General features: G+C 68.9%; 17 protein-coding genes. 5 read left to right on the plus strand and 12 right to left on the minus strand.

All coding sequences use genetic code 11. The features are described from left to right. Window positions 1-3: 3 nt before the first annotated feature. The 4 genes from JYJ93_RS27590 to JYJ93_RS27605 are packed head-to-tail and all read right to left on the minus strand — an operon-like array spanning window position 4 to window position 5,409. The gene (locus JYJ93_RS27590; protein WP_206796941.1) at window positions 4-1,620 is read right to left on the minus strand and encodes an acyl-CoA carboxylase subunit beta; all 1,617 of its coding nucleotides are present in this window, start codon (window positions 1,618-1,620) and stop codon (window positions 4-6) included. A 1-nt stretch (window position 1,621) separates the two neighbouring features. Continuing rightward, entirely contained in the window at window positions 1,622-2,500 is an 879-nt protein-coding gene (locus tag JYJ93_RS27595; protein ID WP_206796943.1) for an SDR family oxidoreductase, read from the minus strand. A gap of 11 nt (window positions 2,501-2,511) precedes the next feature. After that, the gene (locus JYJ93_RS27600) at window positions 2,512-3,678 is read right to left on the minus strand and encodes an acyl-CoA dehydrogenase family protein (protein ID WP_206796954.1); all 1,167 of its coding nucleotides are present in this window, start codon (window positions 3,676-3,678) and stop codon (window positions 2,512-2,514) included. A gap of 36 nt (window positions 3,679-3,714) precedes the next feature. Further along, the gene (locus tag JYJ93_RS27605) at window positions 3,715-5,409 is read right to left on the minus strand and encodes an acyclic terpene utilization AtuA family protein (protein ID WP_206796955.1); all 1,695 of its coding nucleotides are present in this window, start codon (window positions 5,407-5,409) and stop codon (window positions 3,715-3,717) included. A gap of 96 nt (window positions 5,410-5,505) precedes the next feature. On the opposite strand from JYJ93_RS27605, the gene JYJ93_RS27610 reads away from it, so the two are divergent. Then, window positions 5,506-6,138 carry a TetR/AcrR family transcriptional regulator gene (locus tag JYJ93_RS27610; protein WP_206796958.1) on the plus strand — a complete coding sequence of 211 codons (633 nt, stop codon included), beginning with the start codon at window positions 5,506-5,508 and terminating at the stop codon, window positions 6,136-6,138. 6 nt (window positions 6,139-6,144) lie between these two features. Here the strand turns inward: JYJ93_RS27610 and JYJ93_RS27615 are convergent, their stop codons facing one another. The 3 genes from JYJ93_RS27615 to JYJ93_RS27625 are packed head-to-tail and all read right to left on the minus strand — an operon-like array spanning window position 6,145 to window position 8,525. Then, window positions 6,145-6,921 (minus strand): zinc-dependent metalloprotease, encoded by a 777-nt coding sequence (locus JYJ93_RS27615; protein WP_206796959.1) that lies wholly within the window; start codon window positions 6,919-6,921, stop codon window positions 6,145-6,147. A 26-nt stretch (window positions 6,922-6,947) separates the two neighbouring features. Then, entirely contained in the window at window positions 6,948-7,748 is an 801-nt protein-coding gene (locus tag JYJ93_RS27620; protein ID WP_206796960.1) for a serine protease, read from the minus strand. 3 nt (window positions 7,749-7,751) lie between these two features. Further along, the gene (locus tag JYJ93_RS27625; protein WP_206796962.1) at window positions 7,752-8,525 is read right to left on the minus strand and encodes a zinc-dependent metalloprotease; all 774 of its coding nucleotides are present in this window, start codon (window positions 8,523-8,525) and stop codon (window positions 7,752-7,754) included. Window positions 8,526-8,900: 375 nt separating this feature from the next. On the opposite strand from JYJ93_RS27625, the gene JYJ93_RS27630 reads away from it, so the two are divergent. After that, the gene (locus JYJ93_RS27630; RefSeq protein WP_206796964.1) at window positions 8,901-10,082 is read left to right on the plus strand and encodes a DUF6068 family protein; all 1,182 of its coding nucleotides are present in this window, start codon (window positions 8,901-8,903) and stop codon (window positions 10,080-10,082) included. An 11-nt stretch (window positions 10,083-10,093) separates the two neighbouring features. On the opposite strand, the gene JYJ93_RS27635 is transcribed toward JYJ93_RS27630, so the two are convergent. Then, a complete protein-coding gene (locus tag JYJ93_RS27635) occupies window positions 10,094-13,162 on the minus strand; it encodes a poly(A) polymerase (RefSeq protein ID WP_206796966.1) in 3,069 nt (1,022 codons plus the stop codon). 125 nt (window positions 13,163-13,287) lie between these two features. Between JYJ93_RS27635 and JYJ93_RS27640 the strand changes: the two genes are divergently transcribed. The 3 genes from JYJ93_RS27640 to JYJ93_RS27650 all read left to right on the plus strand — a co-directional run bounded on the left by JYJ93_RS27640 (window position 13,288) and on the right by JYJ93_RS27650 (window position 16,527). Beyond that, window positions 13,288-14,310, plus strand: coding sequence for a hypothetical protein (locus tag JYJ93_RS27640; protein WP_206796968.1), 1,023 nt, complete (start codon window positions 13,288-13,290; stop codon window positions 14,308-14,310). 4 nt (window positions 14,311-14,314) lie between these two features. Next, window positions 14,315-14,965, plus strand: coding sequence for a hypothetical protein (locus JYJ93_RS27645; RefSeq protein ID WP_206796970.1), 651 nt, complete (start codon window positions 14,315-14,317; stop codon window positions 14,963-14,965). Window positions 14,966-15,042: 77 nt separating this feature from the next. Continuing rightward, window positions 15,043-16,527, plus strand: coding sequence for a two-component regulator propeller domain-containing protein (locus JYJ93_RS27650; protein WP_206796971.1), 1,485 nt, complete (start codon window positions 15,043-15,045; stop codon window positions 16,525-16,527). Between the two features lie 38 nt (window positions 16,528-16,565). Here the strand turns inward: JYJ93_RS27650 and JYJ93_RS27655 are convergent, their stop codons facing one another. The 4 genes from JYJ93_RS27655 to JYJ93_RS27670 are packed head-to-tail and all read right to left on the minus strand — an operon-like array spanning window position 16,566 to window position 24,341. Continuing rightward, complete coding sequence (locus tag JYJ93_RS27655) at window positions 16,566-18,536, minus strand: hypothetical protein (protein ID WP_206796973.1); 1,971 nt, start codon at window positions 18,534-18,536, stop codon at window positions 16,566-16,568. A 59-nt stretch (window positions 18,537-18,595) separates the two neighbouring features. Further along, the gene (locus JYJ93_RS27660; RefSeq protein WP_206796982.1) at window positions 18,596-20,431 is read right to left on the minus strand and encodes an ABC transporter ATP-binding protein; all 1,836 of its coding nucleotides are present in this window, start codon (window positions 20,429-20,431) and stop codon (window positions 18,596-18,598) included. Next, a complete protein-coding gene (locus JYJ93_RS27665) occupies window positions 20,428-23,556 on the minus strand; it encodes a hypothetical protein (protein ID WP_206796985.1) in 3,129 nt (1,042 codons plus the stop codon). Before JYJ93_RS27665 ends, JYJ93_RS27660 begins: the two co-directional genes overlap by 4 nt. Window positions 23,557-23,609: 53 nt before the next feature. Continuing rightward, window positions 23,610-24,341, minus strand: a complete 732-nt coding sequence (locus tag JYJ93_RS27670) for an NAD-dependent deacylase (RefSeq protein WP_206796987.1) — start codon at window positions 24,339-24,341, stop codon at window positions 23,610-23,612. Window positions 24,342-24,404 lie beyond the last annotated feature (63 nt).

A 24,404-nucleotide genomic window follows, 5' to 3' on the forward strand; every position in this document is an offset into this window, starting at 1 on the left:
TCGCTACAGCCGGGCGACGCCGAAGGAGTTGGGCGACAGCGTGCGGCGCGAAGCCTCGTCGCACGTGGCCAGGATGAACCCGAGCACCCGCCGCGTGTCGCGGGGGTCGATGACGCCGTCGTCGAACAGCCGGGCGCTGCAATTGAAGGCATCCGACTCGCGGTCGAACTGCTCGATGAGCGGCTTCGCCATCCCGTCCAGGAACTCCTGGTCAGGCGGCAGCCCCGCGCGCCGGGCCTTCTCCGTGGCGACGATGGTCAGCACCTTCGCCGCCTGCTCGCCGCCCATCACCGCCGTGCGCGCGTTGGGCCAGGCGAAGATGAAGCGCGGGTGGAACGCGCGGCCGCACATGCCGTAGTTGCCCGCGCCGAAGGCACCGCCCATGAGGAGGGTCATCTGCGGCACGGTCGCGTTGGCCACCGCCTGGAGCATCTTCGCGCCGTGCTTCACGATGCCGCCCTGCTCCGACTGCGTGCCCACCATGTAGCCGGTGGTGTTCTGCAGGTAGATGATGGGCGTGCGAGCCTGGCAGCAGAGCTGGATGAACTGCCCCGCCTTCGTCGCGCCCTTCGCCGTGATGGGCCCGTTGTTGCCGATGAGGCCCACCGCCCGGCCCTCGATGCGCGCCCAGCCGCAAACGGTGAGCGCGTCGTAGTCGTCCTTGAAGGGCGAGAAGTCCGAACCATCCACGAGCCGGGCAATCACCTCGCGGCAGTCGTAAGGCTTGCGGTGGTCCATGGGCACGACGCCGCACAGCTCCTCCACCGGGTAGCGCGGAGGCTCGAAGGCGGGACGCGCGGACGCCGGCAGGGCGTCATTCCATCCGAGCGAAGCGACGATCTCCCGCGCGATGCGGATGCCGTCCGCGTCATCCTCCGCGAGGTGGTCCGAGGTGCCGGCCACGGTGGTGTGCATCTCCGCGCCGCCCAGGTCCTCGTCCGTGGCGACCTCGCCCGTGGCCGCGAGCAGCAGCGGCGGGCCGGCGAGGAACACCTTCGCCTTGCCGCGCACCATGACGACGTGGTCGGACAGACCCGGGATGTACGCGCCGCCCGCCGTGCTGGAGCCGTGGACGACGGTGACCTGGGGGATGCCGGCCGCGGACAGCTTCGCCTGGTTGTAGAAGGTCTCCCCACCCGGGATGAAGATCTCCTGCTGGTAGAGCAGGTTCGCCCCGCCGCTCTCCACGAGCGACACCACGGGCAGCCGGTTCTGAAGGGCAATCTCCTGCGCGCGCAGCGCCTTCTGGACGCCCCAGGGCGTCGCGGTGCCGCCCTTCACGGCGGAGTTGCTCACGAACACCAGGCAGCGCACGCCGGACACGAAGCCGATGCCGATGAGGGTGTTTCCACCCGCCAGCGAGCCGTCGGTGTCGTCGTGGTGCTTGTAGCCACAGAGCGTGGAGAGCTCCAGGAAGGGCGAGCCCCGGTCGAGCAGCAACGCCAGCCGCTCACGCGGGAGCAACTGCCCCCGCTGCTTGAACTTGTCCCGGGCCAGTTGCTCGGTGTCGCGCGACTTCTGCTCGATGGCGCGCAGCTCCGCGACGCGGGCGAGCATCTCCTGACGCTGCGTGGTGAAGGTGGCGGAGGCCGGTTCGACCTGGGAGACGAGCGTGGGCACGTCACTTCTCCTTCGGGCCGTCGAGGATGGCGGGCCCCTTGGCCAGGTGGAACCCGTCGTAGGGCTTCGAGTTGTCGTGCTCCGACAGCGGGAACGCCTTGGTGTTGCAGGACGCGCCGCCGTCGATGCGGATGACCTCGCCGGTGATGAACGCCGCGACGTCGGAGAGCAGGAACACGATGGCGCCGCTCACCTCCGCCTCGGTGGCCAGCCGGTGCAGGGGCACCTGCTTGCGCAGGAAGGGGATCATCTCGCGGACGAAGGGGTCCTCGTAGGTGTCCAGCCCGCTGGAGGCGACCCAGCCGGGCGCGACGGCGTTGACGCGCACTCCGGAGGCGGCCCACTCGACGGCGGCCGTCTGCGTCAGGTTGAACATGCCGGCGCGCGCCGCGCCCGAGTGCCCCATGCCGGGCATGCCGTTCCAGGCGTCCGCGAGCATGTTCACGATGGCGCCACCGTGCTCGCTCATGGACTGGGTAAACACCTCGCGCGCGACCAGGAAGCCGCCGGTGAGGTTCGTGGAGACGACCGCCTCGAAGCCCTTCTTGGAGATCTGCGACAGCGGCGACGGGAACTGCCCACCGGCGTTGTTCACGAGCCCGTGGATGCGGCCGTGCTCCTGGACGACGGCGGCGACCATGGCCTTCACCGCGGCCTCGTCCCGGATGTCCACGGCGTGCTGCGTGGAGGCGTAGCCCTCGGCGGAGAGCTCGCCAGCGACCTTCGCGAGCTTCTCCGTCTTGCGGCCCACCAGGACGATGTGCGCGCCGAGCGACGCCAGCTCATGCGCGGTGCACCGGCCAATGCCACTGCCGGCGCCGGTGACGATGATGGTGCGGCCCGCGAAGGAATTCGGGGCGAAGACTGAACGGTATCCCATCGTGTTGCTCCTCAACCGCGCGCCTTGCGGGGCAGCGTTCCCATGGCCTTGCTGATGATCCCGAGCATCACCTCGTCGGCGCCGCCGCCAATGGAGCCCAGCCGCAGGTCGCGGTAGGCGCGGGCGACGGGGTTGTCCCAGGTGAAGCCCATGCCGCCCCAGTACTGGAGGCAGCCATCGACGAGCTCGCGGGCCAGCCGGCCCGACTTGAGCTTGCACATCGAGGCGAGCTTCACGACCTCCGGGTCGTCCTTGTTCTCGATGTACATGCCCACGGTCCGGTAGATGAGCGCCCGGAGCGCCTCCACCTCCGTCTGCAACTCCGCCAGCCGGAAGTGCACGCTCTGGTTGTCGAGGATGGACTGGCCAAAGGCCTTGCGCTGCCGCGTGTACTCCGCCGTCTGCGCGATGAGCCGGTCGAAGGTGACCAGCGTGCTGGCCGACACGAACAGCCGCTCCTCCTGGAACTGCTGCATCTGCATCGCGAAGCCGCGCCCCTCATCTCCGATGCGGAAGCGCGCCGGGACGCGCACGCCGTCGAAGAAGAGCTGCGCCGTGTCGGACGCCCACATGCCGAGCTTGCGGATCTTCGACCGCGTGATGCCAGGGCGGTCCATGGGCACGATGATGAGCGACTTGTTCGCGTGCGCGGGCCCATCCCCCGTGTTGGCGAGCAGGCAGATCCAGTCCGCCTGCATGCCGTTGGTGATCCACATCTTGCTGCCGTCGATGACGTAGTCGTCGCCGTCGCGGCGCGCCGTGGTCGTCACGCTCGCCACGTCGGAGCCGGCGCCGGGCTCGCTCACCGCGATGGAGCAGACGCGCTCACCCGTGAGCGTGGGCGCCAGGAACTCCCGCCGCAGCTCGTCGTTGCCAAAGCGCGCGAGCGCGGGCGTGGCCATGTCCGTCACGACGCCGATGGCCATGGGCAGCGCGCCACACGTGCAGTGGCCCAGCTCCTCCGCGAAGGCGACGGAGAACGACGCGTCCAGTCCCAGCCCGCCGAACTCCGTGGGCTTGGTGATGCCGAGCAGCCCGAGCTCCCCCAGCTTCTTGAAGACCTCCCGCGCCGGGAAGATCTCCGCGGCCTCCCAGGCGTCGACGTGCGGGTTCAGCTCCTGTTCCACGAACTTGCGGACGGTCTGGCGGATGGCGCGGTGTTCCTGGGTCTGCTGCATGGGCTTCCTCGGTGGGCTCGGGCGCGTGCGAAGGCGCTACAGAAGCGATTCAGGGATGTCGACGTGGCGCGAGCGAAGCCACTCGCCGAGCGCCTTGGCCTGTTGATCGAACCGGGTGGAGGACGACACGCCCTCGCCGAGCAGGCCCTCGATGATGAAATTCAGCGCGCGCAGGTTCGGGAACACGTGCCGCTGCACCTTGAGGTCCCGAGCCTCCGGAAGCAGCGTGCGCAGCCGCTCCTCCGTCAGCGTGTGCGCCAGCCAGCTCCAGGCCGCGTCGGTGCGGACCCAGACGCCGATGTTCGCGTCTCCGCCCTTGTCACCGCTGCGGGCCAGGGCCACCTGGCCGAGCGGCACGCGCCGGGTGGGGCCCCCCAAGAGCGGCGCGGGCAGCGACGGCGCGGGGACGGGTTCGAGCCGCCGCGTCTCCTCCGTGGGATGCACGTCGATGCGCCGGCCATCCGGGAGCACCGCGACGTGCGGCACCTTGCGCGCATCCACATAGCCCGGGGTGTAGACGCCGAAGGGCGAAGCGTCGCTGGGCAGCGCGGGCAGGAAGAAGCCGGGGTAGCTGGACAGGGCCAGCTCCACCACGGCGCCGCTGAAGGAACGGCCCGCCACCTTCGGGTCGGCGTCCTTCACGGCGACCCGCAGCGTCGCCGACGCCTGCTCCTCGCTCGGAGCGTCGGCGTGGTCGGTGCGCGCGAGCGTGTAGAGGACCTCCGCGGGCCGGGGCTTGAGCGTCGCGTCGAGTTGCGCCCGCACGAGCGCGGCCTTCTCTTCGATGTCCAGTCCTACGAGGATGAACCAGGCTTCGTTGCGGAAGCCGCCGAGCCGGTTCAGGCACACCTTCACGTCCGGAGGAGGCGGCTCGCCGCGCACGCCCGACAGGCGCACGCGGTCCGTGCCGTCCGCGTCCACCACGATGGTGTCGAAGCGCGCCGTCGCGTCCGGGCCGGCGTAGCGGGCACCGCCAATCTCATAGACGAGCTGGGCCTTCACGGTGTCGACGGTGACGGCGCCGCCGGTGTGTGGATGCTTGGTGATGATGCTGGAGCCGTCCGCGAAGATCTCCGCCAGTGGGAAGCCGGGCCGGCGCACGTCGATTTCGCCGAAGCGCGCGAAGTTACCGCCGGTCGCCTGGGCTCCGCACTCCAGGACGTGGCCCGCGACCATGGCGCCCGCGAGCCGGTCCCAGTCGTCGCGCTTCCAGCCGAAGTGGGCGGCCGCGGGGCCCACGACGAGCGAGGCGTCCGTCACGCGTCCCGTGACGACGATGTCCGCGCCCGCGTCCAGGCACGCGGCGATGCCCCAGCCACCGAGGTACGCGTTCGCCGTGAGCGGCTGATCGAAGCCCAGCTCGTCCGCTCGTCCGACGAGGTCATCGCCTTCGACGTGCGCGACGTTGACGGTCAACCCGAGCTTCGTGGCGAGCGCGCGAAGGTCGCTCGCGAGCCCCGCCGGGTTGAGGCCACCGGCGTTCGCGACGATGCGCACCTTGCGCTCCACCGCGAGGCCGAGCGTCTCCTCCAGCTGGCGCAGGAACGTCTTCGCGTACCCGCTGGCCGGGTTCTTCAGCCGGTCCCGCCCCAGGATGAGCATGGTCAGCTCCGCCAGGTAGTCGCCGGTGAGGACGTCCAGCGGACCGCCCTCCAACATCTCCCGGAACGCGGAGAAGCGGTCGCCGTAGAAGCCGGATGCATTGCCGATACGCAGCGAACGCGCGTCCATCGCACCTCCTGAGCCAGGGAGCGCCGAGTCTGTCCCCCACGTCCAAATAAAGCAATCACGATTGCTTTTTTCTTCCCGCCGCAACACTGTGGCTCCATGAGCGGCACGGCGAGCGGAACGACACGGCAGGAGCAGGAGCGCAGCCGGGTGACGCGGCAGAAGCTGATGACGGCCGCCATCGAGGTGCTGGTGGAGAAGGGCTGGGCGGGGGCGACCATGGGCGCCATCGCGGAGCGCGCGGGAGTGTCACGCGGCGCCTGCCAGCACCACTTCCCGACGCGCGGGGCCCTGGTCGCGGCGGCCGTCGAGCACGTCTTCCGTCAGCAGGTCGAAGAGCTGGTGCGGCGCGCGAACGGCCTGCCGGAGAGCCGGCGGCGCGTCGAGCCGCTGTTGAACCTGCTCCACGACGTCTACGCCGGCCCGCTCTTCACCGCCGCGACGCACCTCTGGGTGGCGGCCGTGGCGGATGAAGAGCTGAAGGCCATCCTGATTCCGTTGGAGACGCAGGTAGGCCGCGAGGTGCACCGGCTCACCGTGGAGCTGCTGGGGCTCGATGAGCGCGACCGCGACGTCCGCGACGCCGTGCGTGCGACGCTGGACCTGCTGCGCGGGCTGGCGTTGGCGAGCCTGCTCCACGACGACACGGCCCGGCGTCGCAAGGTGCTGGCCCACTGGGCGCGCACGCTCGAAGCGCAGCTTGCGCCCAAGCGCGCGGCGCAGGCGGACTGAGCGCCCTCAGCAGCGGTAGAGGTACGTCAGCGCGGTGATGTCCGTGCTGGTGAACTCACCGGTCGGGTTCGGCGGGAGGCAGGCGTTGAAGATGGACCCGTTCACATAGGACGTCGCGGGCGTGCCGGGGATGAGGATGGCGCCCACGCCCGCCGTGCCCTCGCTGCCGCCCGTGCCGCAGCTGATGACCTGGGAGTAGTAGTCCGAGTGGCGCATGCCGAGCGCGTGCCCCAGCTCGTGCGTGACGATGTGCTCGACCGTGTCGAGCGGCGCGGTGTTCCACCCCGTGCCGATGGTGATGGTCCCGTAGGGCAGGCCCCCCGACGGGTAGCCCGAGTTGTAGCTCGTGCCCGCCGCGGTCGCCGCGGTGATGGTCGCGTTGCAGCCGGTGGACGGGCCCCGCACCATCGTGAAGCAGAGGCCCAGGGCGTTGTAGTTCTGGATGGCCAGGTCCAGGCCCTGGCTGAGGCGGCTGTACGAGTTGAACGCGGACGTGGGGTTGATGCAGATCTTCCTCACGAGCGACTTGTTGACGACGTTCGTCGTCCGGTACTGCTCCTCGCTGTCCCCAGGGGCCTGGAGCATCTCGCGGGAAGCCTCGACGCTCACCTCCGCGTCACCGCCCACGTAGACGGCGTCGCCCACGACCTGGATGTCGCGGGCCTGGAACCCCGCTTCCATCAGGTTGGAGATGATCTCGGGGTGCGCCTCCCCCAGGTCGGCCCCGCAGCCGGACAGCCACGCGCCACAGCCCACCGCGAGCACCGCCGCTCTCTTGAACATGGTCGTCTCCCCTCTTCCGTCTGGCTTCAGCGCGCGACGATGTCGGCGTCCACTAGGTACGGCGACGCCGCGACAATCGCTTCCGTCGTCCAGCCCCGGTTGGCGCCACGGCCAGCCGTGTCGCAATCGCCGTCGGTGTGGACGCCCACCAGCTGGCCCTGACGGTTGAGCACGCCCGCGCCGGAGCTGCCGACCAGGGTGTCCAGGTCCACGTAGTAGACCTGCGAGTCGCAGGCATCCAGGTAGTCGCCCTCGGCGATGGATTTGGGCTTGCCCCGGGGGTGCTGGATGATGGCCAGCCGCTCGCTGGGGACGGCCGACAGCAGGACCGGCGTGACCTGGGGAATCACGTCCAACTGGATGAGGGCGTAGTCGGGTTCGAGCGACTGCTCGATGACGGTGCCCTCGGTGATGAGCGGGTCTCCGTCCGGCTGGTCCTCGAAGTTGAAGACGATGAGCGGCCGGTCACCGAGCGCGACACAGTGCCCCGCCGTCACCACCACGGGCCCCGCGCTCGCTTCAATCAGTGTCCCGGTGCAGCGCCCGTCAATCAGGACGACCGCGTCTTCCGCCGCCTGCGCGACGTCCGCGAACTCGCCCTGGTAGCTGTTGATGGGGGTGAAATCAGCGGTCGGGCCACACTGCGTCTGGCCGCGAACCTCCGGAGGCGGACGCACCCGCGACGCCGCGGGGCTCTCACACACCAACGGATGGGAAGCCGCGGGCTCCTCCTCCTTTCCACAGGCCGCAAGGCCCAGGAGGAAGAAGGTGCCCGCGAGGACGCGACCCCTCGGACTCATGAAGGACTCAAGGGGTCGCGACGCCATCGCCTAGTAGAGGGCGTTCAGCGCGGTGATATCGGAGCTGGTGAACTCGCCGGACTCCGTCGAGCGGAAGCAGGAGTTCATGATGGAGCCGCCCACCGTCGCGGTGCTCGGCGTGCCGCTGATGAGGATGGCGCCCACGCCCGCCGTGCCCTCGTTGGAAGCGGAGCCGCCGCAGCTGATGGCGCGGTTGTAGTAGTCCGAGTGACGGAAGCCGATGCAGTGGCCGAGCTCGTGCGTGATGACGTGCTCGTTCACGTCCACGCTGTAGCTCTGCAGGCCGGTGCCGATGTTGATGGTGCCGTAGGGGTTGCCGCCCGACGGGAAGCCCGCGGAGCCGCCGGCGCCGGACATGACCGTCGCGGTGATGTTCGCGCTGCAGCCCGTGGTGGGGCCACGCGCCATCGTGAAGCTCAGACCGCGCTGGTTGTAGTTCTGGATCGCCAGATCCAGGCCCTGGCTCAGGCGGCTGTAGCTGTTGAACGTGGACGTGGGGTTGATGCAGATCTTCGTCTTGGTGGAGCTGACGAGGTTCGTCGTGCGGTACTGCTCCTGGGTCTCCTGGGTGGCCGGCTGGAGCATCTCGCGCGAGGCCTCCAGGCTCACGTGCGCGTCACGGCCCACGTACACCTGACCGTCAGCGACCATGATGTCGTCCGCGGGGAAGCCGGCCTCGATCAGGTTGGAGACGATCTCCTGGTTCTCGCTCTCCAGGTCGGTACCGCAGCCAGACAGCAACGCACCACAGCTCGCCACGAGGACTGCCGCCTTCTTGAACATTCGTCGTTCCTCTGGTTCGGGGGAGATCCGCCGCCGCCTGACCTTCCCGTCAGCCGCGGACAGCTTGCCCAGCCACTGAGCAACTGCCGGGCCAACCGTGCCCCAGAGGGAATAACCGGCTTTTGTTGAATTGCTTGGAGCACCGGCACTCCAGCTTCCAAGAATGTGAGCGTAACAAAGCGTAACGTTTTGAGTCGCAAGTGCTTGTTGTGACGTGGTTTTTACCTGCCACCCCGCAACCCACCGATTTTCGGACAAGGGTGTCTTCTCATCAGTCACCCTCCCCGGGGTCGCATTTACTCCCACTATTCAGGGAAATCGCACTGGTCGTGCGATAGCTGCGAATTGAATCCACTCCCGGTATTTCCCGTCCCCATGACCATGCGCCCTTCCCTCCCCATCGCCGCGCTGTTGGGTGCGGCCCTGTCGTTCCTCCCCGGCTGTGAGAGCACGAAGTCGAGCGGCCCTTCCGCATCCGACACGCGAGCCGACACCACGGCGTCCGTGCAGGCCTCCGAGGCCTGGGCGCGTGCCCGCGTGGGCGACCGCGTCACGTATTCCTTCAGCGCGACCCGGGGCCCCGAGCCCCGCGGCGGTGGTACCGCGCGCACGATCCAGGGGCAGCTGACGCTGGAGGTGGTGGCCGTACAGCAACCCTGGGTCTGGGTGCGCGCGGCCTTCAGCGATGAAAGCGGCAAGCCGCAATCCCAGGTGCGGCTGGCGCGTGACCTGATCATCCCGGTGCGCTCGGACCTGTCGCGCCCGCTCGACGTGCCGCATGGAGGCACGGCCACCGCCGAGGTCGCCTCCAGCGCCGGCCGTTCCTGGGAGGCCGTGCGCTACGTCAGCGACCAGCGCTCCTTCGACGGCCCGCTGCGCACGCGCGTGTACGCCAACACGCCGGGCCCGCTGTACCTCGCCCGTGGGCTGATTGAAGCGAGCACCGAGTCCGCCGGCTTCCGCGTGCCGGGTGGACACCAGCTGAAGCTGAAAGAGGTCCGCGAGGGCTCGGCCGAGGCCAGCGCCCCGGCGCCCGCGCTGGACCGGCCCCTGGGCCCGGGCGCGTACTACGAGCGGTATGTGGACGTGGGGCCCTCGCCCGGCGTGCAGCGCGTCTGCTTCACCGCGGAGCGCGGCTACCTGCTGCGCTCCGAGGGCCCCGTCGACGCCAACGCGGCCCCCTGCTCCGACTTCTCCCAGGCCGAGCCGGAGCCCCTGGAGGAGCTGCTGATGGGGCTGCCCTCGGAGGTGGTGTTCACGGAGGACTGGCCGCCCGCCGCCGCGGCCAACGGCACCCGGGGCACGTTCAGCGCGGAGGGCCACGATGTGCCCGCCCTCATCACGCAGAGCACCGAGGACGTCGAAGGCACCCAGCGCGCCTTCTCCGATACCTACGCGGCCGACCCGTGGGCGCCGGGGCTCGCGGGACTGCCGTATGAGGCGCGCTTCCAGCCGCTCGCCAACACCACCGAGCGCGTGGTGACGGGCGGCAAGCGCGAGCCCGAGGGCGGCACGCGGATCGTGCGCTGGGGCTCGTGGCTCACGGGAGCGAAGTAACACGCAAGGCGTTACGAACCGGGTGCGTCGCTCCGTGAGCTGTCATGGCCACGCACCCATTCGACCTGGAGCACCGCGCCGAATGGGCGGTGCGTCCATTCCTGGAAGGACGCGCGGAAGGCCTCCACCGCCGCGAACAGCGGGCTGGACGGATGCCAGGCCAGCGCGGCCGCGTCCCGCGCCTCACGCACGTCCAGACCGATGAGCAGCGCTCCTCCGGCCTGGGCGGGTTGCAGCGGACGCACGGACAGGCGCCGGTCACCCTCCAGCCGGTACACCAGGGCCGTGACATGTCCGAGGATCCAACCCGCGACGGCGTCCCGGTCCTCGGCGGTGGGCGCGTCGACGGACAGGAGCAACGCGGCCGGTGGCGTCTCGTTGGCGCTCAGGGGCTGGAAGAGTTCCGCCCAGGCCGAAGGCGCGCGTGAGGCCCGGGCCCGGGCCACGAGCTCGCGGGCACGGAGCAGTTCCTCCCGGATGACGCGGGAGGTGGACCGCGACACGTTGCGCGCGGTGTTTCGAGCCGGGAGCGAGGGGGCGATGACGGGCAGGAGGTCGCGCTTGCCTTCGGGCCGGTAGCGCGCCGTCTCGGCCGTGAGCGTCACCGGCTGGGGCCACGGCCAGGCGGCGAAGGTCCCGAAGAAGTGCGAGAGCAACGCCGCGTCGGACCGCATGGCGTCCGGGGTCGCGCGGGTGCAGGCCCACGCCGCGAGCAGCGTCCACGACAGCCCTCCGAGGTAACCCAGCGCGTGCGAGTAGATGCCTCGGGCCCGGGCCCAGGCCTTCACCGCGCGCAGCAGGGTCCGGAACCGCTCGGTCCGTCCGGCGTCACGTGTGATGGCGTCCATCACGCCCAGCGTGTCCGCCAGCCCCAGCACGGCGCGGAGGCCCGCGGGGTCGAGCTGCTCACCGTGCCGTTCGAGCAGCGTCAGGGGCTCCCCCGGGGGCGCGCCCTCCGGACGGCTCGCATAGGCGAGGTCGAAGCTCACGCCCAGGAGGGACAGCTTCACCAGCGGGATGGCGGCGTCCGCCACGTAGCGGGCCGTGCCCGGTGCCAGCGCATGGAGGAGCGCTTGTGCGAAGTCATCACGGGACAGGCTCGCCGGCCCGATGGCGACCGCGTCCACGTCACTGCCCGCGCCATCCGTGCCCAGGAGATAGGAGCCGTAGGGATGCAGCGTGGCGCCGATCCGTTCGCAATGCTGGCGCAGCTGCTCCACGGCGGAGGTCCTGGCGGCGCGTCCTTCATGTGACTCGACGGCGTTGATGGAGGCCAGTGCATCGCGCAGCGGAGCATCCTCGTGCTCCGGGGTTGCACGAGGCGCCTGCGTCAGGGGAATGCGCCGGATGACTTCGAAGGGCGTGTCCCCCTTCCTCCGGATGAGGCAGAGCTCGCCCACGCGGAACTTCAGCGGACGCCATGCGCGCTGCCACTCCGCGAGCGTGCGAGCGATGTCCGCCGAGAGCGAGAGCTGGCCCACGGAGAGGTGGGGCGTGAAGCCACCGTGGGCGGACGAGGCGCATTCAGGGAGGGCCGCCACGAGCTTCGCGTGCAGGGCCGCCAGCGCGCCGGAGGGCTGGTCGTCGGGACGGAGCCACGCTGTCGCGTTGGCTCGGTGCTCGAAGTGGCCGAACGAGGAAAGCGTCACGTCGAAGGGTTCGACGCCCTGGAGTGCATCCACGAGGATGGCCTCCGCCGTCTCGAAGTCCTCTTCCGGAACGAAGGGATACAGCAGCGTGATGTGAGGCATCCACCGCTGGAACTTCGCGTCGTGTTTCTTGCGCAGTGCCTGGATGGGGCCCCAGACATCGTCAGGCGGGATGAGCACCAGTGCCGTGTGATGGACCAGCGCCGTGGAGGAGCGCGCGGAGGGCGCCTCGCGAGACCCGATGGCCTCACGGCGCAGGACGCAGCGCAGACCGAAGTGATCCGAAGCGAAGAGGGCCTGCCCGGTGGGCCCAGGCGGTCCCGCCAGGGGCGCTTCACCAAAGAGCTCCACGGACTCAGGAGCGAGCCGGCCCGAAGGAGACATCACCAGCACCCGGTCCAACCGCTGGAGCGCTCCCGAGACGGTGGTGACCGCCGCCAGGCTGTTCAACCGCGGGTTGAACGTCTCCCCTGCTTCCGAAGGTCGCAGCGAGGACCACGCATCCACGAAGCCCGCGCGAGCGAAGGATGCCGCTTCTGGCGCGCCGTCGCCGAAGTTGAAGTCACCGGCCAGCACCAGGTCCAGCGCTTCGGCATCACCCGTGGAACCGAGCACGCGGGTCCATTCGAGGAGGGCCTCGACCTGGACGGCGCGCGCGGAGGCTCCGGAGGCGTCCCGGTCGCTCGTCAGGTGCGGCGTGGCTACCCACAGCGTACCGCCCAAGAGATGCAGTTCGGCGGTGATGACGCGCTTGTCGCGGGAGAAGACGCGCTGCCACACCGAGGCGAGCGGCACGCGCGACAGGAGCACCTGACCGTAGGGCGTCACCGTCCGTGCACCGGGACCGTCGGACATCCAGTAGCGCTCGCGGACCCACGGCTCCGCGAGCAGGGCTTCGAGGAACGACGGAGTGACTTCCTGAAGAGCGATGACGTCCGCGCCCGTTTCACGGAGCAGCGCGAGCGCCGCCGGGGTCCTGCGCCCGGTCGCCAGCAACTGCGCGTCGTACAGGTCGAAGAGGACGTTGAAGGTGGCGATGGTGAGCGGCGCCGCGGAGGAAGACGCGCGGCCCGGCTCACGAGAGGCCTGGGTCCACGCTCCCGAGCGCGCGTCGTACCGCCATGCGGGCAAGGGGGTGAACCCTGGCACCGTGATACTCGGAGGTGGCGCGGGCGCCTCCTCCACGGGCCGGGCGTTGCTCACCAGGTCGATGCGCGCCTTGCGGTCCCACACCACCTGGGTCCCGCGCTTGAAGTACCAGACGCGGTGCCACGGAATCTCGCCGTCGGGGATGAACGCCTCGAAGGGCATCTCCTCCATCGCGCCGCGGTGCGCATCGTAACCGACAACGAACTCGCGGGCGTCGATCCGCGAGTCCCACCGGATCCGGTGATACACCTCGCGGCTGGTCGTGAAGCGTTCCTGGGACATGGCGGGGCTCTTGGCGAAGGGTACTGGAAGGCACGCCCATAAGGGCCGCGCACGCGCCGCGCTGACGCGACGGTTTGAGCCCGCCTGACAGGGCGCTCGTCCCCCGCTTTCGATATACGGCGCCCATGGGTGAATGGGGACAGGTGACGCTCTTCCGGACGGATGACCTCGACTCGCTGGGACGGGCCATCCGGGATAGCTGCCTCGCGGAAGGCCTCGTGACGGCGCCCTACGTGCGGCGCAAGCGCGAGACATGGGATCGGATGCAGTACGGAACCGGCGCGACCTCCGACCGGTGGTCCCTCGCGCTCGGAGCAGGAGTCGGCGGCTGGTCCGTCGTCAAGACGGCTCCGTTGGAGCTGCTCGCGGAACCCGGAGCCTCCGGTGAGCACAGACTGGGACGCATCGCGCGCGTGCTCGGGTGCGAAGCCCTGCATGTCTCTCTGTATGATGGCACGGCGATGGTGATTGCCCAGGCCGCGCCGACGGGTGAAGTCGTGCTGTCCGGCTACTCGATGGACGGCGCGAGCTTCCATGGCGTCGAAATCGAGGAGCACCGGCTCGAGCCCAGGATTGAAGGCCCGGGCATTCCCGATTCCATCCAGGAAGCGCTCGAGCACTCCTCCTCCGATGGATTCGACGCGTTGCTCGAAACGCTCGCCGGACAGCACTGGGCCGACGTCTCGCTGAAGCTCATCGAGGGCGATGAGATTCCCTCCGCACGCGTGTTGTCCTTCATGCGCCCCGCGCTCGAAAAGAAACCTCCGCTTCGGGTGAAGCTCGCGGTGGAGGAGCACCCACTTGACACGCGCTACGTGCTCGACGAGAGCGTATTGATCACCAGCGGAAGCATCGATGCGGCGACCTCCGCATCGGGCGCCGTCTTCGTTGAAAAGGTCGCTCGCTGGCTCGGGGTTCCGGTCGAGCTTGAACCCGGCGTGCCACGCTCCCTGTTCTGCGTACGCGCGCCTCCGAGCGAACACACCCCGCGCGCTGGCTTCGAGACAGAGTTGGTCTCTCGGCGAAGACGGAGGAAGCGAGTTCCTCCTGCACACCGCGAGGGACCTCGGTATCGCGGAACTCGAGGAGCGCAGTCCCCACCAGCGGCGACACCTTGTCACTCGACTCACCCGTGCCCTCGTGGGTGAGCGCGTGAATGGCCATGCGGTGTACCGGGACTTCGAGCGCGTGTTCAATGAACCGACGACGCATGCCGTGGGTGCGTTCGCGGGAGAGCGGCTCGTCACGGCGTGGTGGCGCTTGGGACGGTCAGCGGTCGCGATTGAAGGTCGCGACGTCTTCGAAATGCCGGGGCTCTGCACGGCCATCGCCAGTACGCCGCGGCAGTTGGCACTCGCGCTCGTCACGCCGGGACACGTCAACGGACAATCCCAGGGCTACGGACAGAAGGATCGCTCGGTCATTGTCATCATCGACGTCGGCACGGGCGAAGTACGCGAGGTGCTCCACAGCGACGAACACCTCACGTTCGGTTTCACGCAACTGTGTTTCGCGGGCAATGTGCTTGGCGTCAGTGCCGAACGTGACGGAAAGCCCACCCTCGTGATGATTGAAGGCGCGGCCCGGACGGAGTCTCCCGGTGATTTCATGGCGTGGGCGCGGGACGTGATGCCGCCGCCCCCCGGCATTGACGGCCTGTGCTCATCGCCTGAACCGCGGCGCCCCTGGTGTGATGCGGTGGGCCTCAAGCCTGTCGCGTGCTCCGCGAGCGGCGCACGGTGCCTCGCGCAAGTGGACACGCGCAGGCTCTTCGTCGGGGAGCGCGCGGGGCACGGCGAATAGGCCTTCCTCGGGCGGCGTGCTCGCGAAACACGCTGGCCCGTGTCTTGCCATGGAGCGTTCATGGAGGAAGACACGGAATGGGTATTCGCGCAGGCGTGGTGGGGACGGGGTTGGTGGTCATCTCTTTGTTGTCGGCGGGTTGCAGCGACGAGTCCCCGACAGTTGACCCGCAGGAGGGAACCACCGCGGATCCATCCGATGGAAACGAAGTTCCCTCGCTCCCCCCTCCGGGTTCCATTCCGGATGCCGGCACGCCCCCTCCGGATGAAGATGGCGGGACACCCGATGCCGGCGGAACCCCTGACTCGGGGACACCGCCGCCGGACTCCGATGGTGGCACGGGCCAGACGCCCGGCGCAGGCCCCTGGCCCACGGACGCGGTGCTCGACTACACGCGCACGTTCGGCGTCGAGAGACCCCAGAGCGTCGGGCTCGATGAAGGGCTCAACCTCTGGATCCTCGATGGCCGCCGCATCGGCGTGCTGCGCCCGGGCGACACCCGGCCCACGTGGAGCTCCAACGTCGGGCAGGCGGCGGAGCCCTTCGGTCCGGACGCGCTCGCGACCGACTCCACCGTCATCTGCGGCGGTGAGGCCGGACGCGCCTACGTGGGCTATTCCGCCAACGAGATGAAGCGCGCGGAGGGCATCGAGCAGCGCACGTACATCCCCTGGAGGGGCGAGGCGGGCTACTCCCCCGAGCGCTTCGCCGAGTACCGCAAGGGAGACCTCGACGCGGTCCGCCTCCAGCCGGACGGCACCGTCAAGCTCGAGGAGCACCTCTGGCGGACCACCGGCGCGTCGAACGCGGGCCGCGAGGCGGGCATCCACAACACGAATGACTTCCACTACGAGGAGGACCGCACCGTCCTCAACTGCGCCCGCGTGACGCGCGGCCGCGACCGCGGCGACCTCTACATCACCACCAACCACGGCGTGACGCGCATCCAGGGGCTCGTCTACAACAGCCACCGCCACCCGGGCTGGTACCTCTACGAGAACGGCTCGGAGTGGGGCTCGCTGCAGTGCCCCTACATGCACGGCCTGGGCATCGGGCAGAACGGGGACGTCCTCGTCGCCAACGAGCAGATGGTCGGCGTGCTCGTGCCCAGCCCCAAGCTGGAGGAGTGGGACCGCGAGTTCACATGGGAAGGCCCCACGCCCTGGTCGTTCAAGAGCTTCAACGACGCGCTCAACGGCCAGGCCACCGATGACTACTGGCGCGCCTTCGAACAGGTCCGCTCCGGCCGCTACTACCTGGGCAGCAAGGAGTACGGCGTCTGGGCGCTGACGCCGAAGAACCGCTCCACGGGCAACTGGTCGAAGCTCGCGGGGTTGCCGTCCAACCGCATCCTCTCGCTCAAGGCGACGGACGACGGCGCGCTCTACATCGGCACGGACGGCGCCGGCCTCTGGCGGCTGGAGGCGGACGGCACCACGCTGAGCCAGGTGCGCGACGTGCCCGGCCAGCAGGTGAAACAGCTCGTCTACGAGCCCACCGTGACGCCGAGCATGCTGCTCGTCCTCACCGACAAGGGGCTCACGGTGCTCCGCGGCCCGTAGGCCACGGAGCGCCAGGATGGCGACGCGAGAGGGCGGGCTCAGCCGACGAGCCTGGCCCGCTCTCTCAGTTGCTCCTCATCGAAGGACAGCACGCCCCACGCCTTGAGTTGGCGCAGCAGATCCATGCCGAGGTTCACGTAGACCTGCCGCTCGAAGTGGTAGTACCGGTGAAACACCCAATCGAACACCTGCTCGGGCTCGGAATCCTCGGGCCTGGGCTCCTTCGAACCCAGGAAACCGAACTCCTCGGTGACGTGGGCGTTGATGTCCAGGACAGCCATCTTCCCACGGGAGGCCTTCGCCGCCCTGGCGATGGCGTCATTCACCGCTTGATGCTGGCGCTGCCATTGCCCGAAGCGCTCCGCCACGTGCGCGGACCCGACGGGTACGCGCGCCTGGGACAGGTCCGGCACGGTGAGCACCACGAGGTGGCCGTCGGCGGGAAGGAGCTCACAGATCCGCAGCAGGCAACGCTCGTACTCCTCGGCGCTCAGCAATCCCGCGAAGGTGTAGCGCTCGGAGAAACGCTTGAGGAATTCCTCTGACAGGGAGACGGCATACGTCGTCGCGGAATAGAAGTCCGCCCGTGCCCAGTCGTCAGGGTTCGTCAGGTCGAGCCCTCCCAGTAGCGTGCCGAAGTAGTCGAACGGGACCGTGAACTCGCCACTCACGTGGCGGTAGACAGCGGCCTGCGCGTTGCGCACCGACGAAATCACCACGACCTTGTTTCCCCCTCCGTCCGCCATCCGGCCATCCACGAGCGTCGGGTGGTACCAGGGGAGCATCTCGAGGTCCTCCGCCCACCGCTCCACCAGATGCGGAGCCGCCGCGAGCCGCAGCCAGGACGCATGTCCGAACTGCCGAATGATCCGCCCGTCATCGGCCCGGAACGTCACGGCCAGGGAAGACTCCACGATTCCACGTCCATACGACTCCAAACCCGCGCCGATGATCTCCAGCTCGCAAGGGCCGACCATGAGCAGGCGCCCTCCAGTTCCAGACCTGCCCTCCTTGCCCGGGGCGGCGGCTGCAGCGGCCTCCTCCGGGCTCTGGGCGCGTGCGTCGACGAGCGTCACCCAGTCCACCCCGGGAGCGCGAGCGGCGAGGTTCGTGACCGCATCCTGCTGTCCGGCGGCGGGTTCGATCCGCGGACGACCGAGCCATTGATAGAGGGCCTCCTCGACTCCCATCTGGAGGATCCGGCATGAGAACAGGAAGTGGCTCAGCACGGGCTCTGGAGACTTCTCCAACACGTAGAAGCCACACACGCCGTAATCGCCAAAACGGTCTCGCACGGAGACCGCGCCACACTCGACCGTCGGCTGGGCCAGCAACGCGCGCAGTGCCTTGGCGGAGAGGCGCTTCTGGGTGTAGTTGAGCTGGTTCGTCCGCAAGACGAGCTCGAGGATGCGGTCAAACATCGACTCTGGAATGGACTGCACCGTGCAGACCACATCCGACGCCCTGAGGAAATCCTGCGCGGAGCCCGCACCGTGGGACACGAACCTGGAGCGGGCCTCCTCCTTCGACTCCAGAAGCTTGTAATGCGCGAGGCGCTCGACCCCGGCGCCGGAAGCAACGCGACCCGACGACCAGGAGCGGAACGCAGGGAGGAACGCATCGGCCGTGTCGACCGCGAGAAGCTCGGGCAGTTCGGCGGCGACGGCTTCGCGGAGCCGGAGCTTGTCATCCAAGAACAGCGTGTTGGCCGGCCGAAGCTGGGCGTTGGCGAGGATGGCGCGAACCATCTCCGGCTTGGTGCCCCAATGGATCGCGGGAAAGATGAAGTACTCCCAGAGCCCGTGATGGCGCAGCACCTCTCGGACGGTCTCATGGTCGTTGTTGCTCGCGATGGAGCTCATGATGCCAAGCTCAGCGAGCCGGATCACGGCGTCGTGAAGCTCCTGCTGGTATCGGATCCCCCCTTCCGTCAGGGTCCCCAACCAGAAGGTATCGTCGAGATCCCAGATGACCAGCTTGGTTTCATCCAACGTTCGCGGCTCGATCATGGTGTTTCTCCCCTTTCCCGAAACAACAAGTAGTCAATGACATCCACGACAAGGCATCCTCAGCGGTAGCGGGAGGCCTGAAGCTCGTACATCGTCGCGTAGCGCCCACCCGCCGCCATCAGGTGCTCGTGGTGGCCCTCTTCGACAATCTTCCCGTTCGCCAGGACGAAGATGCGGTCGGCCATCTTCACCGTGGAGAAGCGGTGCGAGATGAGCAGCGCCATCTTCCCGCTGGACAGCTCGCCGAAGCGGTTGAACACATCCAGCTCGGCGCGCGCGTCGAGCGCGGCGGTGGGTTCGTCCAGCACGAGGATCTGCGCGTCGCGCAAGTAAGCGCGGGCGAGCGCGATGCGCTGCCACTCGCCTCCCGACAGTTCGAGCCCACCGTCGAAGCGCCGCCCCAACATCTGCGCGTAGCGGGCCGGCAGCTTGTCGATGACGGTGTCCGCCTGGCTCTTGCGGGCGGCGTCCACGATGCGCTCGTCGTCCTCGTGCTGCTCGATGCGCCCCACCGCGATGTTCTGGCGGGCCGACATCTCATAGCGGGCGAAGTCCTGGAAGATGACCCCCACCTCGTTCCACAGGTCCTCCAGGCGGTAGTCCTTGAGGTCCACTCCATCCAGGAGGATCTGCCCGGAGGTCGGCTCGTAGAGGCGCATCAGCAGCTTCACGAGCGTCGTCTTGCCCTGGCCGTTCTCTCCAATGAGCGCGATGCGCTCGCCGGGAGCGATGTGGAAGTTGACGCCCTGGAGGATGGGCTCCGGCCGGCCCGGATAGATGAATGTCACGTCGCGGAACTCCAGGCCCTTGCGGATGGGCCGGGGCACCGGGAGCGCGTCGGGCCGGGAATGGATGGAGGGCTTGAGGGCAAAGAAAGACAGCATGTCGCGGAGGTAGAGCGACTGGTCCGCGATCCCCGCCCCGGTGATGGAGAGCTCCTGGAGGGTCCGGTTCGCGCCCGCGATGGCGCCCGCCAGGAACGTGAGTTCGCCCACGGACAACACGCCGCTCGCCGCCTGGTGGATGACGAAGGCATAGGCGCCGTAGTAGCCGAACGAGCTCACCACCGAGAGCAGCGAGAGCCCGAAGAGCGCGCGCCCCGACAACCCCACGACGTCCCGCATGAGCTCCTTCGACACGGCGTCATAGCGATGCATCAGGAAGGGGCTGAGCCCGAAGATCTTCAGCTCCTTCGCGTTCTCCCGGCTCGCCCCCAACTGCCGCAGGTAGTCCAATTCGCGCCGCCTGGGCGTGTGCCGGAAGTTCATCGCGTAGCCGCGCGCCCCGAACCAGGCCTCGCCCAGCGCGGCGGGCACCAGGCACACCGCGATGTTGAGGAGCAGCCACGGCGAATACAGCACGATGCCCGCGCACAGGCTCACCGTGGTCAGCCCGAGTTGCAGGAAGCGGGCGATGGCGGCAACCATCATCAGCCGGTCCGTGGCCTGGGCCCGCGCCCGCTCCAGCCGGTCATGGAAGCCCGGATCCTCGTAGGTCGACAGGTCCAGCCGCGACGCCTGGTCCATCAGACGCAGGCTGATGTGCCGCGTGTATTGCTCACGCAGCACCACGTTCATGTGCTCGATGCCCCGGTTCAGCACCGCCCCCAGGATCGCGAGGCCGAACTCCAGCGCGACCAGGCCCCAGAGCCGGGGCGTCATGCCCTGCCCCGTTCCGGCCGTGGCCACGACGCCATCGACGATCCACCGGGCCACGAGCAACACCGCCAGCGGACACAACGCCGCGAGCGAGCGGAGCACTCCGTGCGCCACCACCGTGCGGGGCCCCGCCTCCCACACGATGCGGAGCACGGGAAGGATGTTGCGGAGCGCGGCCAGGCGTCCCTGCTGATCGGACACCTCCTCCGACTTCTCCGTCCTGCTCACCGCCGTCATGGCGCCTCCTTCGTCTCGTACACCAGTGCCTCGAGCCAGGCGGTCCGCCAATGCTGGTGGAACTGCTGGACCAGGATGTCGTCACACGCGGCGTTGGTCAGTGCCAGCAGGGCCATGCCCAGGGAACGGCGCGGGACCTCCGGCAGGGCGCTCAAGCTCCGCTGGAGGCGAGCTCCCGCATCCCGGGCGTTGAAGCGCAGCGTGAGCGCCTGGACATGGACAGGCGTTTCCGCCTCGAGCCTCGCGTCCACGCCCGAGCGTGCCGCGTCCCCCAACAGCGTCGCCGGGGGCGAGTCGAGGAACACGAAGGGCGACAGCTGCTCGTCCGCCGGTGGAGGGGCCCGCGCTGTCCCAGGAGCGCGGACCCGCATGTGCGACTCCAGCAGCGCGCGCCAGTGGCGCAGGGGCACCTGCCGCTGGGCCACCGCGATGAAGCCCGCCAGGAGACCCGCCGAGGCGAGCTCGTCGTGGTGACCGGCGGAGGGAGTGCGCGCCGCCACGTCGTATCCAACGTGGAACAGGCCCATGGACGCGTCATGGAGGAAGGTGAAGTCCATGGCCTCCCGAAGCACGTGCGCCCGGCCCTCCAGGGCCTCCAGGCGCGCAGCGCCTCCCTCATCCAGGGACACCGCTGACGCCCGGCCCGCGAGGCGCATCGCGTGCAGAGCGCTCTCGATGGACAGGAGCGCCGCGGCCAGCATCCCGCTCTCCGAGGTGGAGATGGACGCAGGTTCGAGTGGACGCCGCGTCCGGGCGTCATAGCGGGCGTACAGATGCCCCCGGAAGCGCTCCAGCGACTCGATGAGGGCCAGGGCCTCCGCGAGCCTCGGCTCCAGCTCCGGCGCCTCCAGGCAGCCCAGGTGATACGCGCTCAACGGCGTCAGCAACCCGAGGGCCGCGTCGACGGGGGTGAGCTCCGCGACGCCGTCCGGAGAGGGCGCCACACGTGAGGCGTGCTGTTCATGGAGCGCCCAGCACTGTCGTGCCAGCGCCCGCAGCTCCGCCGTCGCGCCATCCTCCGTCGAGGAAGGGGCCCGGCTCCGGCGGACGAGGAACACCATGGGAATCCATGAGACGAGCACCGGCGCCGCCCACGGAAGCGCGCCCGGGTTCTTCAAGGCGAGCGTACCCGCGATGAGCAGCGCCAGCCCCGCGGCCCGCCAGAGTTCGGGGAGCATCAGCGAGGAGCGGCCGTGCACCTCACGGCTCGACTGGGAGTTCGTGGTCCACTCGAGGCTCCGGGACCGGTCGACGCCGAGCCGGTAGAGGGCGCGGAGGATCGCATCCAGGTTGATGCCAGCCAACGGGAGCGTGCTCGCCAACTCCATTCCAGCGAACAGCACGGTCTGGAAGCCCCCCGCCGCGAAGGCCCGCATGCGCTGAAGCGCGGAGGCGTGGTTCAAGAGCCTGCGCGACACGACCGAGACGAAGAAGAGCAGTGAGCGGCGGCAGAGATACAACACGCCGCCCAGCGTCCAGGCCCAGGGACTGCCGCCACCGGGAGCACACGCCCACCCGTAGGTCAGCAGGACCAGGAACGCAGGCAGGTTCAGGCTGTAGCGCATGTCCGCGAGGATCTTCCACCGGTCGAGGACGCTCAGCGGATTGGACACCCAACGGCCTCCATGGGCCGGGACCCACGGCAGCAGCCAGGGCAGCAACTGCCAGTCGCCGCGAGTCCAGCGGTGCCAGACGCGCGCGTCATTCGCGAGGTCGGACTGCCGTGCTTCGAACAGCAGGATTTCTGGCGCGAAGGCGACGCGCGAGAACTTTCCCTCCAGCTTGTCGTGGCTGAGGACGAGGTTCTCCGGGATGCGTCCTTCCAGGGCTCGGGAGAAGGCCTTGACGTCGTAGATGCCCTTGCCGACGAAGTCGTCCACGCCGAAGGCACTCTGGCTCAAGGTGGAGCGCTGCTTCGGCTTCCTGCGGAGGATGGACATCTTCGGGTGACGCGACGCGCTCCACGCGGACTTCGTGGGCTCACTCTCCATCGCGGGTTGGATCATCGAATAGCCAGACACGACCCGCTGCCCGTCCGCCGCGAACCGGGCCTGGTTCAACGGATGGTGGAGGACGGCGACCAGTTGCGCCGCGGTGCCGGGCAGCAACTGGGTGTCCGCGTCCAGAGTAATCACATAACGGACCGAGCGTAGCACCTGGGGCACGGGCGCCACGTAACTCGTGTCCGCCGCTCCAAGCAGCAAGCGATTGAGTTCCTCCAGCTTGCCGCGCTTGCGCTCCCAGCCCATCCAACGGCGCGCCACCGGATTCCAGCGGCGTTCGCGATGAAGGAGGAAGAAGCGCGGCGCGTTGGAGGCCCCCTGCCGCGCGTTGAGTGCCTGGATGCCACGCTCCAGGTGCTGCAACAAATCCTGCTCCCCAGGCAGGTCCTTCGCTTGCGCATCGGGGAAGTCGGTCAGCAGCGCGAAGAAGAGCTCCGGTGAAACATTGCCCTGGTAGTTGAGCTCCATCCGCCGCAACTGGGCGTCGATGTCCTCCAGGCGTGTCACGAGCAGGGGCGTGACCACCAGGGTGCGCGTCTCAGGGGTGAGGACCCGGTCCGGATCCAGCCGGGGGAGCGGCGGCGGCTCCGCGCACAGGCGCCACACCACGACGTTGATGATCTCCTGGAGGAGCGCGAGGACCGGGAGGATGAGCAGCCCCACCAGGATCAGCCGCTCCAGGAGCACGACGCCGCTCGCCGCGAGCATGCGCTCCACCTGCACCAGCGTGAGCAGCGTCAGCAGACAGAAGGTGCCGACATAGAGGGGCCCCGCGTGTCGCGACATCCAACGTGCGACGCGCGTCTTCGCCGGAATCCGGCACCCGAGCCGGACCTCCAACTCCCGCCGCCCGGTAGAGAGCAGGACCTCACCCACGTGACGGTCCCGGGGATCCACCACCGGGCGTTCCCCGCTCCACTGGACCGCCGCGCTCGCGACCTGGGCGGGTGACTTCCCTGACGCGAGCGCCATCTCCAGACAGGCCGCCCGGTACCGGGCACGCGTGTCTTCATCCAGGAGGACGTAGGCGCCCACCGGGTCGCCCTGAAGAATCGCGTCGAGGGCTTCGGTGCCGACAGAGGCATCCGCCCCGGGATTCCGGGCATGGCTGGAAAATAACATTCCCAGAGCATACCCGGAGTAACAAGGCGGGCGGATTTATCTCGCTTGACGGCTTAGGCGAGCTTCGCCAGGGTGGGCAGCACCTGTCCGCTCATTCCCTGGACGAAGTGATGGAAGCGCTCCGTGTTCGCGGCGGACTCATAGTTCACGAGCCACGTATCCCCGCGCACGGAGCGCACCTCGTCCACGATGCCCGCCGCGGGCCATACCGCTCCGGACGTGCCCGCGGCCAGGAACACCAGCCGCGTGCCGTCGTCGCGCGTGATGAAGTCGCCAATGCGCGCCAGGTCCTTGGGGTCCAGCATCTCCCCGAACCAGACGATGTCCGGCCGCAGCCGGCCCCCGCAGCTGTCGCACTTCGGCACGGTGCCCGACGGATGCACGGTGGTGTCCGCGAAGGGCGCGCGCTGGCAGTCCGCGCACTTCGTGCGGAAGAGGTTGCCGTGCATGTCCACCACGCGCTGGCTGCCCGCCTTCGTGTGCAGGCCGTCCACGTTCTGCGTGGCCAGGAGGAAGCGGTCCCCCAGGTGCTGCTCCCAGTGCACCAGCGCGTCGTGGCCCGGGTTGGGCTTCACGTCCGCGGCCCCCGCCCGGCGCTGCGAGTAGAAGCGCCAGACGAGCGCGGGGTTCGACTCGAAGCCCTGCGGGGATGCCACCGCCTCCACGGGGTGGTTCTCCCAGAGCCCGTTCATGCCCCGGAAGGTGGGCACCCCGCTCTCCGCGGAGACTCCGGCGCCGGTGAGGACGAGCAGGCGGGTTTTCGAATCCAGGACGAGCGGTTCCACACGACCTCCAGAGTGCCAGCCGGCACGGGGGTTGTTAGAAGGGGCGGGTCGTAATTCCTGACA

The sequence above is a fragment of the Corallococcus sp. NCSPR001 genome (assembly GCF_017309135.1).
Lineage (GTDB): Bacteria > Myxococcota > Myxococcia > Myxococcales > Myxococcaceae > Corallococcus.